Source organism: Streptomyces sp. NPDC038200 (assembly GCF_055600785.1).
On record NZ_JBVJYH010000001.1, the window covers coordinates 578105 to 591570 of the forward strand.

Annotated in this window: 11 protein-coding genes; 4 read left to right on the top strand and 7 right to left on the bottom strand. The window is 74.1% G+C overall.

The annotated features are described in order from the left end of the window. Window positions 1-75 precede the first annotated feature (75 nt). Together ACZ7KF_RS02405 and ACZ7KF_RS02410 are read right to left on the bottom strand one after the other, a co-directional pair. The gene (locus tag ACZ7KF_RS02405; RefSeq protein ID WP_471069557.1) at window positions 76-1326 is read right to left on the bottom strand and encodes an AI-2E family transporter; all 1251 of its coding nucleotides are present in this window, start codon (window positions 1324-1326) and stop codon (window positions 76-78) included. A 137-nt stretch (window positions 1327-1463) separates the two neighbouring features. Next, the gene (locus ACZ7KF_RS02410) at window positions 1464-1658 is read right to left on the bottom strand and encodes a DUF3046 domain-containing protein (protein WP_471068585.1); all 195 of its coding nucleotides are present in this window, start codon (window positions 1656-1658) and stop codon (window positions 1464-1466) included. 80 nt (window positions 1659-1738) lie between these two features. Here ACZ7KF_RS02410 and ACZ7KF_RS02415 point away from each other — a divergent pair, with 80 nt between their 5' ends. After that, on the top strand, window positions 1739-2683 hold the full coding sequence (locus tag ACZ7KF_RS02415; protein ID WP_471068587.1) for a hypothetical protein: 945 nt from the start codon (window positions 1739-1741) through the stop codon (window positions 2681-2683). An 80-nt stretch (window positions 2684-2763) separates the two neighbouring features. Here the strand turns inward: ACZ7KF_RS02415 and ACZ7KF_RS02420 are convergent, their stop codons facing one another. The 3 genes from ACZ7KF_RS02420 to ACZ7KF_RS02430 are packed head-to-tail and all read right to left on the bottom strand — an operon-like array spanning window position 2764 to window position 4789. Continuing rightward, complete coding sequence (locus tag ACZ7KF_RS02420; RefSeq protein WP_471068589.1) at window positions 2764-3072, bottom strand: AzlD domain-containing protein; 309 nt, start codon at window positions 3070-3072, stop codon at window positions 2764-2766. After that, window positions 3069-3908, bottom strand: a complete 840-nt coding sequence (locus ACZ7KF_RS02425) for an AzlC family ABC transporter permease (RefSeq protein WP_471068592.1) — start codon at window positions 3906-3908, stop codon at window positions 3069-3071. The genes ACZ7KF_RS02420 and ACZ7KF_RS02425 overlap by 4 nt, the downstream gene beginning before the upstream one ends. A gap of 23 nt (window positions 3909-3931) precedes the next feature. Further along, window positions 3932-4789, bottom strand: a complete 858-nt coding sequence (locus ACZ7KF_RS02430; protein WP_471068594.1) for an AraC family transcriptional regulator — start codon at window positions 4787-4789, stop codon at window positions 3932-3934. A gap of 362 nt (window positions 4790-5151) precedes the next feature. Between ACZ7KF_RS02430 and ACZ7KF_RS02435 the strand changes: the two genes are divergently transcribed. The 3 genes from ACZ7KF_RS02435 to ACZ7KF_RS02445 all read left to right on the top strand — a co-directional run bounded on the left by ACZ7KF_RS02435 (window position 5152) and on the right by ACZ7KF_RS02445 (window position 11974). Continuing rightward, on the top strand, window positions 5152-10200 hold the full coding sequence (locus tag ACZ7KF_RS02435; protein WP_471068597.1) for an ATP-dependent helicase: 5049 nt from the start codon (window positions 5152-5154) through the stop codon (window positions 10198-10200). 78 nt (window positions 10201-10278) lie between these two features. Then, the gene (locus ACZ7KF_RS02440; protein ID WP_471068600.1) at window positions 10279-11124 is read left to right on the top strand and encodes an Fpg/Nei family DNA glycosylase; all 846 of its coding nucleotides are present in this window, start codon (window positions 10279-10281) and stop codon (window positions 11122-11124) included. Window positions 11125-11209: 85 nt separating this feature from the next. After that, window positions 11210-11974 (top strand): SDR family NAD(P)-dependent oxidoreductase, encoded by a 765-nt coding sequence (locus ACZ7KF_RS02445; protein WP_471068603.1) that lies wholly within the window; start codon window positions 11210-11212, stop codon window positions 11972-11974. Window positions 11975-12420: 446 nt separating this feature from the next. Here ACZ7KF_RS02445 and ACZ7KF_RS02450 read toward each other — a convergent pair whose 3' ends face one another. Together ACZ7KF_RS02450 and ACZ7KF_RS02455 are read right to left on the bottom strand one after the other, a co-directional pair. Then, window positions 12421-12891 carry a Dps family protein gene (locus ACZ7KF_RS02450; protein ID WP_471068606.1) on the bottom strand — a complete coding sequence of 157 codons (471 nt, stop codon included), beginning with the start codon at window positions 12889-12891 and terminating at the stop codon, window positions 12421-12423. Window positions 12892-13079: 188 nt separating this feature from the next. After that, entirely contained in the window at window positions 13080-13454 is a 375-nt protein-coding gene (locus ACZ7KF_RS02455; protein ID WP_030178264.1) for a helix-turn-helix domain-containing protein, read from the bottom strand. Between the last annotated feature and the right edge of the window lie 12 nt (window positions 13455-13466).

A 13466-nucleotide genomic window follows, 5' to 3' on the forward strand; every position in this document is an offset into this window, starting at 1 on the left:
TCAGCCCTGCGACCTGGACGAGGGGGTCCAGGACGCGAGCCTCGGCCTACCGCGCCGCCCCCGCGCGGCAGCGGCCTACGCCCGCTCCTCCCCGCCGGGCCGGCGGCCGACCCGGAGCCGTCGCATGCGCGTGATCATCCCGGGACCGCCCGAGCCCCTGCTCCGGTGCCCGTGCACCCGGGGGTCGTCCGTGACGGCGTACCGCTTCACGTACGCCCCGAGGAACGCCTGCAGGGTCGCCACCGCCGGGATGGCGATCAGCGCGCCGACCGCGCCCAGCAGGGCGGTGCCCGCGACGACCGAGCCGAAGGCGACGGCCGGGTGGATGTCGACGGTCTTGGCGGTCAGCTTGGGCTGGAGCACGTAGTTCTCGAACTGCTGGTAGATCACGACGAAGACCAGCACCCACACCGCGTACCAGGGGTTGACGGTGAACGCGATCAACATCGGCAGCGCGCCCGCGAGGTACGTCCCGATGGTGGGGATGAACTGCGAGACCAGGCCCACCCAGACGCCGAGCACGGGCGCGTACGGCACACCCATGACCTCCAGCAGGATGTAGTGCGCCACCCCGGAGATCAGCGCCATGAGACCGCGCGAGTACAGATAGCCGCCCGTCTTGTCGACGGCGATCTCCCAGGCGCGCAGCACCTCGGCCTGGCGTGCGGGCGGCAGGACCGAGCACAGGGCCCGGCGCAGCCGGGGACCGTCCGCGGCGAAGTAGAACGAGAACAGGGTGACCGTCAGCAGCCGGAAGAGCCCGCCGAGCACCTGGGCGGACACGTCGAGGACACCGGCCGCGCTGTTCTGCACGTACTTGCGCAGCCAGTCGGAGTGGAGCAGGCCCTCCTGGATGTCCACCCGTCTGAGCTTCGTGTGGAAGGACTCGTTGATCCAGTTGATGAGCGAGTCGAGGTAGTCCGGGAAGCCCTCGATCATCTTGATGATCTGGCCGGCCAGCATCGACCCGAGCAGGATGACGAATCCGGCGACGGCGACGGCCAGGCCGAGGAAGACCAGAAACGTGGCCAGCCCCCTGCGCATGCCGCCGGCCGCCATCCGGCTCACCGCGGGCTCGATCGCGAGGGCCAGGAAGAACGCGATCAAGATGTTGATCAGGAGTGCGGTCAGCTGATGGAAGGCCCAGCTGCCCAGCTGGAACGCGGCGATCAGCGCCAGCGCGAGCACCATGGCCCGCGGCAGCCAGCGCGGCATCCGGCCGCCCGGAGCGACGGCCTCGGAGAGCGGGGGCCGGGCGGGCGGGGGCGGAGCGGTCGGTGCTGCCTGCCGGGCGGACGGCTCGCCGTCCTCGGCAGTGGGGGCCAGGGGGTCCTCGTCAGTGGGTGCCACGCGCCCAGTCTCGCCCACGCCACCGACAACCCGCGCCCCTCGGCGATCTTCGTGACAGATCAGTGCCGTACCGCCGCCACCATCCCCGGCAAGTCCGACATTTCGCCCTGCCGTCAGCGCTTCTCGCCCGGCACGTTCATGACCGTGCAGACCACACGCCACACGTCCTTGGCCGCCCAGCCGGCGTCCAGTGCCTCGTTCACCGTCCGGCCGCCCAGTTCCGACATGACGTGATCGCGCGCGAAGGTGTCGGCGTACCCCTGACCGAAGTGGTCCGCCATTCGCTCCCAGAAGACCGTCAACCGCATGATTCCAGTATCCCGCCCCTGAGGGTGGGCCCCGACCGGGAGCCCTCGCCGAGACCGCTTTCCGCCCTACGGTCTGACGCATGGCCGAAACAGGAGTTTCCCCACTCCCCTCCACGCCCCCGGCGCGCTCCCCGCTCTTCCGCGCCGAACAGTTCGTGTGGCTCACCGCGCGCGTACTGGAGCAGCGTCTCTTCGCGTACCACTTCCTGCACGGCAGCCCGGAGGCGGTGGAAGCGGCACTGGACGCCTACCGCAACGAGGACGGCGGGTACGGGCACGCGCTGGAGCCCGATCTGCGCGGACCGGTCAGCCAGCCCCTGCACACCGCGCACGCGCTGCGTGTGCTGGACGCCGTCGAGCGCTGCGGCGGGCAGCGGGCGGAGCGCGTGTGCCGCTATCTGACCTCCGTCTCCACCCCGGACGGCGCCCTGCCGGCGATCCACCCCAGCCAGCGCGGGTATCCGACGGCACCGTTCGTCCCGGTCGTCGACGATCCCCCCAGCGAGCTGCTGGCCACCGGACCGGTGGTCGGGCTGCTGCACCGCAACGAGGTGTGGCACGCCTGGCTGTTCCGGGCCACCGACTTCTGCTGGCAGGCCGTGGAGTCCCTGGAGAAGTCCCATCCCTACGAGGTGGAGGCGGCGGTGGCCTTCCTGGACTCCGCTCCGGACCGCCCGCGCGCCGAGGCCGCCGCCGACCGGCTGGGCCGTCTGGTGCGGGAGCAGCGGCTCGCGGCCCTGGACCCGGACCGTCTCGACGCGTTTCCGGTCGCGTCCGGCTACGCCCCCGGCGAGCACCACTTCCCGCACGACTTCGCCCGGAGCCCGGACTCGCTCGCGCGCGCGTGGTTCACGGACGACGAGATGGCGCGCTCACTGGACCATCTGGCCGCCGGACAGCAGGAGGACGGCGGCTGGCCGATCAGCTGGCGCCGGTGGGCCCCGGCGCCGGTGCTGGAGGCGCGTCCGTTGGTGACCATCGAGGCATTGCGCACCCTGCGGGCCTACGGCCGGTTCGTGGGCTGAGCCGCCTCCCGTTCGCGAGCCGGGACCTTCTCGTCGGCGGACGCGACCTTGCTCCTGGCGGCGGGGCGGCCGGGTCGCCCTCACCCGCCGATGGCCCGTACGCCCGCCGTCACCACCACGGCCGCCGCCACGACCAGCAGGAACGGCGCACGCAGGACGAGTGCCACGGCCGCCGCACCGAGCCCCGCGGCCCGCGCGTCCAGCACGAGCGCGTGCCCGTCGGCGAACGTCTGCTGGGCCGTGAGCGCGGCGAGCAGGGCGACCGGCAGCAGGGCGGCGAGCCGCCGCACGTACGGCCGCTCGACGGTGTGCGCCGGGACGAGCAGTCCGGCGAGCTTGACGGCGTAGCAGCCGAGGACGGTCACACCGATCGCGATCCAGACGTTCAACGGTCCACCTCCGAGCCGTCCGCTTCCTTCGGCCGTTCGTCCGACCGTTGTGACCGTCGTGCCTCTTGCCGCTCTTCCGGCCGCTCGTCCTGCCGTTCCTCATGCCGTTCGTCCTGCCCGGTACGCCCTCCGCGTCGGCCTTCCACGAAGAGCGCGAGCGGTGCCGCCAGCGCCGCCGCCAGGACCGGGACCCCGGCCGGCAGGACGGGCAGCAGACCCAGGCCCAGCAGGACGGCGAGGCCGGCGACCGCGCGCTCGGTGGCCGTCCTCAGCATCGGGGCGAGCAGGGCCAGGAACACGGCGGGTCCCGCCGCGTCCAGTCCCCACGCGCGTGTGTCACCGATCGCCCTGGCACCCAGCGCGCCGAGCAGCGTGGTGAGGTTCCACAGCACGTACAGGCTGAGCCCGGTGACCGTGAAGCCGATCCGCGCGGCTCGCCGGGTGGGCTGCGCCAGCGTCACCGCGGTGGTCTCGTCGATCACCCACTGGGCGGCGAACGGCCGCACCGCGCGCGGGAGGGCGAGCAACTGCGACAACCGCAGTCCGTAGAAGGCGTTGCGTACGCCCAGGAAGAAGGCGCCGGCTGCGGCCGTGAACGGGTTGCCCCCGGCGGCGAGCGCCCCGACCAGGGCGAACTGGGAGGCGCCGGTGAACACCAGAAGGCTGAGCGCGCAGGTCTGGAGCAGCCCCAGTCCGCTGCCGGCCGAGGTCACCCCGAAGGCGAATCCGGACAGGCCCACGGCGACGCCGACCCCGAGGGCGTCCCGTACGACGGCCGCGTCCGGCTTGTCCGCCCCTTCGGCGGTCCGGTCCGTGAGTGCTGTGTGCTGTGCCACGCCCCGGACGGTACGGGCGGCCGTCAGCCCGCGTCTTGTACGTTCTTGCGCTGGTCCGCGCGCGTGCGCTCGCGCTGGTACGCCCCCGGAGGCACACCGACGATCCGGGCGAAGTGCCGGTTGAGGTGGGGCTGATCGGTGAAACCGACGGCGACGGCCGCCTCGGCGGGTGCCGTCCCCGCGTCCAGCAGCAGCCGGGCACGCCGTACCCGGGCGTCGGTCAGCCAGGTGTGCGGCGGCATGCCGTAGGCGTCGCGAAAGGCCCGCAGCAGAGCGAACGGGCTGGTCCCGAGATCCGCGGCCAGCCGTTCCAGGGTCGGCGGCCCGGCCATCCGCTCCTCCAGCACCGCACGCGCGCGTGCGGCGATCCGCGCGCCGGCTGTCCGGGTCCGCCGCTGGGGCAGCGGGCCGCCGTTCAGCCGCAGCAGCCGGGTGACGGCGACGCGCAGGAGTGTGTCGGCGGCCAGTGCGTTGCCCTCGTCGGCGGCGCGCAGCACCTGGTGGACCAGCCGGACGGTGTAGGGGTCGTCGAGGACGGGGCTGGCGAAGCCCGGCGTGCCCCGCAGGGTGGTGGTCTCGGCGGCGATCGCGGCGACCACGTCCGGCGAGGGGTAGAGCGCGCCGTACCGCCAGCCCTCGGGCACACCGGCCCGGCCGGTGTGCGGGGTGTCCGGGTTGACCAGGGCGAGCGCTCCTGCACCCGCGGAGACGTCGGAACCGTGGTGGTGGAAGACCTCGACGCCGTCGGCGATGGCCGCGATCACGAAGTTCTCGTGGGTGTGCCGGACGAAGGTCTTGCGGATGTACCGGGCGCGCAGCAGATCGACATCGGGCAGCTCCGCGTACCGCCAGTGCCGTGCCCGCTCCCCTGAACCCGCCATACGGCCATTGTCGCCCTGCGCCGCACCCCGCCCTCGCCCAGCCCCACCCGCCCCCACTCACGCCCAGCTCCCCCCACGCCCGCCCCCACCACGCCCAGCTCCCGCCCGCACCCATCGGCTCACCCTGCCCCGGTGCCGCACCGCCCCGATCCCCCGCCCCCCATGCCCTGCTGCCCCGCCACCCCCCACGCCCCTCGCACCCCTTGCGCCCTCGCGCCCCATCACCCCCTCGGCGTCTCCACCACCACCCTCCAGCTCGGTGTCACCCGCCCCGCTCGCCGTCCACCACGACGGCTGGACTCACGCCTGTCCCGTTTGCCCAGGTCAGGGCGATTGTCAGTGGGTGGGTGCAGGATGGACGCATGGTCAGCTCCGCACACCGAGCCCTCGACGGCTTCTCCCCCGCGACCCGCGGCTGGTTCACGGGGGCGTTCTCCGCGCCCACCGCGGCCCAGGCGGGCGCGTGGCAGGCCATCGGGGAGGGCTCGGACGTGCTGGTGGTCGCCCCGACCGGTTCGGGCAAGACCCTGGCCGCGTTCCTCGCCGCCCTGGACCAGCTGGCCTCGGCCCCGCCCCCGGCCGACCCGAAGAAGCGCTGCCGGGTGCTGTACGTGTCCCCGCTGAAGGCTCTCGCGGTCGACGTCGAGCGCAATCTGCGCAGCCCGCTGACCGGTATCCGCCAGGAGTCCGTGCGGCTGGGCCTGCCCGAGCCCGAGGTCAGGGTCGGCATCCGGTCCGGCGACACCCCGGCCGCCGAGCGCCGCGCCCTGTCCACCCGCCCGCCGGACATCCTGATCACCACGCCCGAGTCGCTGTTCCTGATGCTGACGTCCGCCACGCGCGACGCGCTCACGGGCGTGGAGACGGTGATCCTGGACGAGGTGCACGCGGTCGCCGGCACCAAGCGCGGCGCGCACCTCGCGCTCTCCCTGGAGCGGCTGGACGAGCTGCTGCCGAAGCCGGCCCGCCGGATCGGTCTGTCGGCGACCGTGCGCCCGGTGGACGAGGTGGCCCGGTATCTGTCCCCGCGCCGCAAGGTGGAGATCGTCCAGCCGGAGTCCGGCAAGGAGTTCGACCTCTCCGTGGTCGTCCCGGTCGAGGACATGGGCGAGCTGGGCGGCTCTCCGGCCACCGAAGCCGCCGAGGGCGCGGAGCGGCCGTCGATCTGGCCACACGTGGAGGAGCGGATCGCCGACCTGGTCCAGGCCCACCGCTCCACGATCGTCTTCGCCAACTCCCGCCGCCTGGCGGAACGGCTGTGCAACCGGCTCAACGAGATCGCCTACGAGCGGGCGACCGGCGAGACCCTGGACGAGCACCACTCCCCCGCCCAGCTGATGGGCGGTTCGGGCGCGGCCCAGGGCGCGCCGCCGGTGATCGCCCGCGCGCACCACGGCTCGGTCTCCAAGGAGCAGCGCGCTTTGGTGGAGGAGGACCTCAAGGCCGGCCGGCTGCCCGCGGTGGTGGCCACCTCCAGCCTCGAACTCGGCATCGACATGGGCGCCGTGGACCTCGTGGTGCAGGTCGAGTCCCCGCCGTCGGTCGCCTCGGGGCTGCAGCGCGTCGGCCGTGCGGGACACCAGGTGGGCGCCGTCTCCACGGGTGTCGTCTTCCCGAAGTACCGGGGCGACCTCGTCCAGGCCGCCGTGGTCACCGAGCGGATGCGGTCGGGCTCGATCGAGTCGCTGAAGGTGCCCGCGAACCCGCTGGACGTGCTCGCGCAGCAGCTGGTCGCCATGACGTCGCTGGACACCTGGCAGTTCGACGACCTGCTGGCCATGGTCCGCCGCGCGGCTCCGTTCGCCTCGCTGCCCGAGTCGGCGTTCACGGCGGTCCTGGACATGCTCGCGGGCCGCTATCCGTCGGACGCGTTCGCGGAGCTGCGCCCGCGCGTGGTGTGGGACCGGGTGACCGGCGACATCACCGGCCGGCCGGGCGCCCAGCGGCTCGCCGTCACCTCCGGCGGCACGATTCCGGACCGTGGCCTGTTCGGTGTCTTCCTCGCCGGTTCCGACCCCAAGAAGGGCGGCGGCCGGGTCGGCGAGCTGGACGAGGAGATGGTCTACGAATCCCGGGTGGGCGACGTCTTCACCCTGGGCACGAGTTCCTGGCGGATCGAGGACATCACACGCGACCGCGTCCTGGTCTCGCCGGCGCCGGGCGTGCCGGGCCGGCTGCCCTTCTGGAAGGGCGACCAGCTGGGCCGCCCGCTGGAGCTGGGCCGCGCGGTGGGCGCGTTCCTGCGCGAGGTCGGCTCGCTGCCCAGGGACGACGCCCGGCTGCGGCTGCTGACGGCGGGCCTGGACACGTGGGCCGCGGACAACGTGCTGTCGTACCTGGAGGAGCAGCGGGAGGCCTGCGGCCATGTCCCGGACGACCGCACGATCGTCGTGGAGCGGTTCCGGGACGAGCTGGGCGACTGGCGGGTCGTCGTCCACTCCCCGTTCGGCGCCCAGGTCCACGCTCCTTGGGCCCTCGCCCTCGGCGCCCGGCTGTCCGAGCGGTACGGCATGGACGCGCAGGTCATGCACGCCGACGACGGCATCGTCCTGCGGCTGCCCGACGCCGATCTGATGGGCCTGGACCTGCTCGACCGGGAGCCCGTGAAGGCGGGCACCGAGTACGACAGCGAGCAGGCCCCGATCGGCGCGGCCGACGTCGCCTTCGACAAGGGGGAGGTCGACCAGATCGTCACCGACCAGGTCGGCGGCTCGGCGCTGTTCGCCTCCCGGTTCCGCGAGTGCGCCGCCCGCGCGCTGCTGCTGCCCCGCCGCAACCCGGGCAAGCGCACCCCCTTGTGGCAGCAGCGCCAGCGGGCGGCCCAGCTGCTGCAGGTGGCGAGCGAGTTCGGTTCGTTCCCGATCGTCCTGGAGGCCGTCCGTGAATGCCTCCAGGACGTCTTCGACGTCCCCGGCCTCGTGGAGCTGATGGGGGACCTGGAGTCCCGCAAGGTGCGCCTGGTCGAGGTCACGACCCCGGAGCCGTCCCCGTTCGCCCGTTCCCTGCTCTTCGGGTACGTCGCCCAGTTCCTGTACGAGGGCGACTCCCCGCTGGCCGAGCGCCGCGCCGCCGCGCTGTCGCTGGACTCGCGGCTGCTGGCCGAGCTGCTGGGCCAGGCGGAGCTGCGGGAACTGCTCGACGCAGAGGTGCTGACCGAGCTGGAGCGCGAGCTGCAGTGGCTCACCGAGGAGCGCCGGGTCAAGGATGTGGAGGGCGTCGCCGACGTGCTCCGTCTGCTCGGCCCGCTGACCGACGCCGAGCTGGTGGCGCGGGGCGCGGATCCGCAGTGGGCGCGGGAGCTGGCCGCCGCCCGCCGGGCCATCCGGGTGCGGATCGCGGGCACGGACCACTGGGCGGCCGTCGAGGACGCGGGCCGGCTGCGCGACGCGCTCGGCACGGCGCTGCCGGTCGGTGTCCCCGAGGCGTTCACCGAGCCGGTCAAGGACCCGCTGGGCGACCTCCTCGCGCGGTACGCCCGTACCCACGGCCCGTTCACCTCGGCCACCGCGGCGGCCCGGTTCGGCCTGGGCGCGGCGGTCACCGAGGGGGCCCTGCAACGGCTGGCCGGGGCCGGCCGGGTCGTCCAGGGCGAGTTCCATCCGGCGGGCATCGGCCAGGAGTGGTGCGACGCGGCGGTGCTGCGCCGGCTGCGTCGCCGTTCCCTCGCGGCGCTGCGGCACGAGCTGGAGCCCGTCCCGCCCGCCGCGCTCGCCCAGTTCCTGCCGCAGTGGCAGCACATCGGCAAGGGCCACGGGCTGCGGGGCATCGACGGCCTGGTGCGCGCCGTCGAGCAGTTGCAGGGTGCCTCCGTGCCCGCTTCCGCGCTGGAGAAGCTGGTCCTGCCCTCCCGCGTGGCGCACTACACGCCCGCGATGCTGGACGAGCTGACCGCCGCGGGCGAGGTGGTGTGGGCCGGGGCGGGCGCCCTGCCCGGTAAGGACGGCTGGGTCTCCCTCTATCTGGCGGACGCGGCTCCGCTGCTGCTGCCGGCACCGCACCCGCTGGAGCTGACCGCGCTCCACCAGTCCGTCCTGGACACGCTCGCCGGTGGCTACGGCCTGTTCTTCCGGCAGATCGCCGACCAGGTCCGTGCCACCACGCACCCCGACGTCACCGACCCCCAGCTCGCCGACGCGCTCTGGGACCTGGCCTGGTCGGGCCGGCTCACCAACGACACCCTCGCGCCGATGCGGGCCCTCCTCGGCTCGGGTCGTACGGCGGGCTCGACCGCGCACCGCGCCAAGCGTGCCGTCCCGCGCGGGCGCTACGGCTCGCTGACGGCTGCCGCGCGCACCGCCTCGCGCACCGGCCCGCCGACCGTCGCCGGCCGCTGGTCGCTGCTGCCCACGGCCGAACCGGACGCCACCGTGCGCGCCCACGCGCTGGCCCGCACGCTCCTGGACCGGCACGGCGTGGTCACCCGGGGCGCGGTCGGCGCGGAGGGCGTCGAGGGCGGCTTCTCGGCGGTGTACCGGGTGCTGTCGGTGTTCGAGGAGAGCGGCCAGGCCCGGCGGGGTTACGTGGTCGAGGGGCTGGGCGCGGCACAGTTCGCGATGGACGGCGCGGTGGACCGCCTCCGCGCGGTGGCGAACGCCCGCGAGCGGACCGAGGGCCTGCCCGCTCCGGCCCTCGGGACCGGCTCCGGCGCCCCCGCCGGGGCGTACGGCTTCGGCGCTTCCGGTGCCGTGGACGGCTTCGCCGAGCAGGGCTTCGCGAACCCGTTCGAGGGAGCCGGCTCCGGGGGCGCCCCGCACGGCCACACGCCTGCCGGTGCCTTCGACGGAGCCGTCGGCGGCTTCGCCCACCCCGGTCTGGACGGCGACTTCACCTGGCCTCCGGAGGACGCCGCCCCCGACGGCGGTCACGGCTCACCCCGCGACCTCGCCGACCCGTTCGCCTCCCCCGGCTACGGCGGCCCACGCGGCAGCGGCTCCCCCTCCGGCTCCTACGGCCCGCCCGCCTACGGCACGGCCCCGCGCCGCGGCTACGGCAACGGCCGAACGGGCACGCCCGCGCCCGACCCCCGTGCCGTGGTCCTCGCCGCGGCCGACCCGGCGAACGCCTACGGCTCCGCGCTCGGCTGGCCGGAGCCGCCGACCGGAGCCGGGCACAAGCCGGGCCGCAAGGCGGGTTCGCTGGTCGTCCTCGTGGACGGCGAGCTGACGCTCTATATGGAACGCGGCGGCAAGACACTGCTGGCCTGGCCTACGGCGCCGGACACCGCTGCGGCGGACGACCCCCGCCTGCGTACGGCCGCCGAGGCGCTGGCCGCGGCGGCCCGCGCGGGCTCGCTCGGCACGGTCACGGTCGAGCGGATCAATGGCGCCCAGGCCCTGACCTCCCCCATAGGCGCCCTCCTGGAGGCGGCGGGCTTCGTGGCGACACCGCGCGGCCTGCGCCTGAGAGCGTGACCGGCACCGGGGCCGCCGCCCCGCCCGGCACGGCCGCCGGCCCGCGTCCGACTCACCCCGTCGTGGCACCCTTGACGCATGCCCGAAGGTGACACGGTCTGGCAGGCCGCCCGTCGGCTGCACGAGGCCCTCGCGGGCAGGGCGCTGACCCGCAGCGACTTCCGTGTGCCCCGGTACGCGACGGTCGACCTGACCGGCCGCGGGGTGCTGGGCACGATCCCGCGGGGCAAGCATCTGCTGACCCGGTTCGAGGGCGGCCTCACCCTGCACACCCATCTGCGCATGGAGGGCGCGTGGAAGGTGTACGGCAGCGGTGAGCGCTGGCGCGGCGGACCGGCCCACCAGATCCGGGTGATCCTCTACACCGCCGACCGCACGGCCGTCGGGTACCGGCTGCAGGTGCTGGAGTTGCTGCGCACGGCCGAGGAGGAGCGGGTCGTCGGCCATCTCGGCCCCGATCTGCTCGGCCCGGACTGGGACCCCGGGCGTGCCTTGGCCAACATCCTCGCGGACCCGGCCCGTCCGCTCGGCGAGGCCCTCCTGGACCAGCGCAATCTGGCCGGCATCGGCAACGTCTACAAGAGCGAGCTGTGCTTCCTGCTCGGTGTGACTCCCTGGCTGCCGGCCGGCGCGCTCCCCGCGGACCGCGCCGAGCAGCTGCCCGGCCTGGCCAAGCGCCTGCTGGAGGCGAACCGCGAACGCCCGGTCCGGCAGACCACCGGCCTGCCCCGGCACGACCTGTTCGTCTACGGCCGCGCGTTCCGCCCGTGCCTGCGCTGTCGGACCCCGGTGCGGGTGGGCGACCAGGGCGACGGCTCCCAGGAACGCCCCACCTACTGGTGCCCCACCTGCCAGACGGGTCCCGTCCCGGCCCCCGGCGCACCGCAGCGCTGGCGGGAGAAGTACCCCCGCCGCACCGGCTGACCCCGCGCCGTCCCGGACAGTCCGGCAAGCGTTGAGCCCGCCGCACCAATTGACGGTCCGTCAGAAATGCTCGTACCGTCCCTGCATGGCCCTCACCGCGTACGACCTCAGCGGACGCACCGCCTTCGTCACCGGCGCCGCCGGCGGCATCGGCCGGGCCTCCGCCGTGCTGCTCGCCGAGGCGGGCGCGACGGTGCACTGTGCCGACCGGGACACGGACGGCCTGGACGGCACGGCCGCGCTGATCAAGGAGCGGGGCGGCACGGCCCGGGTCCATGTCCTCGACGTCACCGACCGGGCCGGGCTGGGCGAGGCGGTCCGGTCCTGCGAGCGGCTGGACGTCCTGGCGGCGATCGCCGGGATCATGCACAGCAGCCCGGTGCTGGAGACCCGGGACGAGGATCTCGACCGGGTGCTGGAGGTCAACTTCAAGGGCGTCCTCCACGCCTGCCAGGAGGCCGCCCGGCTGATGCTCGCCCGGAAGATCCGCGGCAGCATCGTCACCATGGCCTCCGGCGCGGTCGACACCGGCGGCGCCGGGCTGCTCTGCTACGGCGCGGCCAAGGCCGCCGTGGTGCAGCTGACCAAGACGCTGGCCACCGAGGTCGGCCCGCACGGCATCCGGGTCAACGCGATCGCGCCGGGCTGGATCCGCACCCCCATGACCGACCGTCACGACCACGAGGCACAGGCGCACACCGAGGCCGCGATGACCCGGACGGCACCGCTGCGCCGGGTCGGCGAACCGGACGACGTGGCGCACGCGGTGCTGTTTCTGGCATCGGACGCGTCGGCGTTCACGACGGGCCAGATACTTCGCCCGAACGGGGGTGTGGCGATGCCCTGGTGACGCCTCCGGCCCGCCAGGCGGCCCCCCAGCGCCCCGCCGGCACGGCGCCGGTCGCGCGCCCCTTGGGCGCACAGTGCACGGGCAGCAGACTCACCCCCCAGCCGCCGGCCGCGACGGCGCCTTCCAGCACGCCCGAGCCCTGCCCCGCGGCGAGCCGCAGCACGGCCCACCACCACACCACCCCGAGCCCGAGCGCGACCCCCCTGCGCACTATCCGCTCCGCCATGCCCGCCATCACCTCCTGCGGGACGCTAGACCGGCGCCCGGGCCGCGCGGGAGGCGCACCGAGGGCTCATTGATGCAGCACCGGCGGGAGATCAGCCCGTCCGGCGCTTCGGGAGCAGGCCGGAGGCCGACCGGCGAGGGCCGGAGGGCACGACCCCCGGACGGTATGCCCGGCACAGGTCAGCCACCCGGCCCCGGGCCACCGCCCCCGGCCGGACCGCTCACGCGTTCTCCGCCTGGAACATCCAGTGGTGCTTCTCCAGATCCGCGGTGATCCCGATGAGGAGGTCCTGGGAGACCGGGTCCGCCTCCCCGGTGGCGTTCACCCGCTCCCGCATCCTGGTGATCACCGACCCCAGCGCGTCCACCATCGCCCCGACGGCATCCGTGTCCTTGATCCATCCCGAGGGAGTGGGCTTGATGCCGCTTCCGGAGGCCACCGTGGGGGCGCGCCCGTCGGGCGGTACGCCCAGCGCCGAGGCCCGCTCGGCCACCGTGTCCGAGTGCGCACGCGCGGAGGCGACGACCTCGTCGAGCTGGAGGTGGACGGAGCGGAAGCGGGGGCCGACGATGTTCCAGTGGATCTGCTTGGCGACCAGGGAGAGGTCCACCAGGTCGAGGAGGGCGCCCTGCAGCGCCTCGGACACGGTCTTCAGGTCCGCGTCGGCCAATGGGCTCTTCACGACATACATCCGCTTCCTCCGGAACTTCGGCGCCGTCACATCCCTCCCACCATGACCGCACCACGCAACACCGGCAAACGGGAATAGAACGGATATACAACCCGACGGCCACGCAGAAGCCCCGGCGGGCCTCCCAGGTTCTCCTGGGGGCCGGCCGGGGCTTCGGGCGTATCGGGTCGTCAGGCCGCGCGCGGTCCTCAGGCGGCGACCACGTCCACCGCCTCCGCGGGCGCCTTGATGGTCACCCGTTCCGGCGGCACACCGGTCACCGACACGGAACCCAGCATCGGGCGGACCGGCGTGGGTACGGGTTCGGTGGCCGCGGCGGACTGGGCCAGCTCGGCGAGCGCCAGTTCGTCGCTCACCTCTCGCATGAGTTCCGACATCCGTACGTCCAGCGCGTCGCAGATGGCGGAGAGCAGCTCGGAGGAAGCCTCCTTCTGCCCCCGCTCCACCTCGGAGAGATAGCCGAGTGAGACTCGGGCGGACGAGGAGACTTCGCGCAGAGTACGGCCCTGGCGCTGGCGCTGCCGACGCAGCACGTCACCCAGCAGGCGACGGAGCAGAATCATCGGTGGCTCCCT

Excerpts from the sequence above, each read along its gene's own strand:
- ACZ7KF_RS02410 (WP_471068585.1), bottom strand. The coding sequence starts at position 1,658 with ATGCGGTTGACGGTCTTCTGGGAGCGAATGGCGGACCACTTCGGTCAG.
- ACZ7KF_RS02415 (WP_471068587.1), top strand. The coding sequence starts at position 1,739 with ATGGCCGAAACAGGAGTTTCCCCACTCCCCTCCACGCCCCCGGCGCGC.
- ACZ7KF_RS02430 (WP_471068594.1), bottom strand. The coding sequence starts at position 4,789 with ATGGCGGGTTCAGGGGAGCGGGCACGGCACTGGCGGTACGCGGAGCTG.
- ACZ7KF_RS02435 (WP_471068597.1), top strand. The coding sequence starts at position 5,152 with ATGGTCAGCTCCGCACACCGAGCCCTCGACGGCTTCTCCCCCGCGACC.
- ACZ7KF_RS02440 (WP_471068600.1), top strand. The coding sequence starts at position 10,279 with ATGCCCGAAGGTGACACGGTCTGGCAGGCCGCCCGTCGGCTGCACGAG.
- ACZ7KF_RS02445 (WP_471068603.1), top strand. The coding sequence starts at position 11,210 with ATGGCCCTCACCGCGTACGACCTCAGCGGACGCACCGCCTTCGTCACC.
- ACZ7KF_RS02450 (WP_471068606.1), bottom strand. The coding sequence starts at position 12,891 with ATGTATGTCGTGAAGAGCCCATTGGCCGACGCGGACCTGAAGACCGTG.
- ACZ7KF_RS02455 (WP_030178264.1), bottom strand. The coding sequence starts at position 13,454 with ATGATTCTGCTCCGTCGCCTGCTGGGTGACGTGCTGCGTCGGCAGCGC.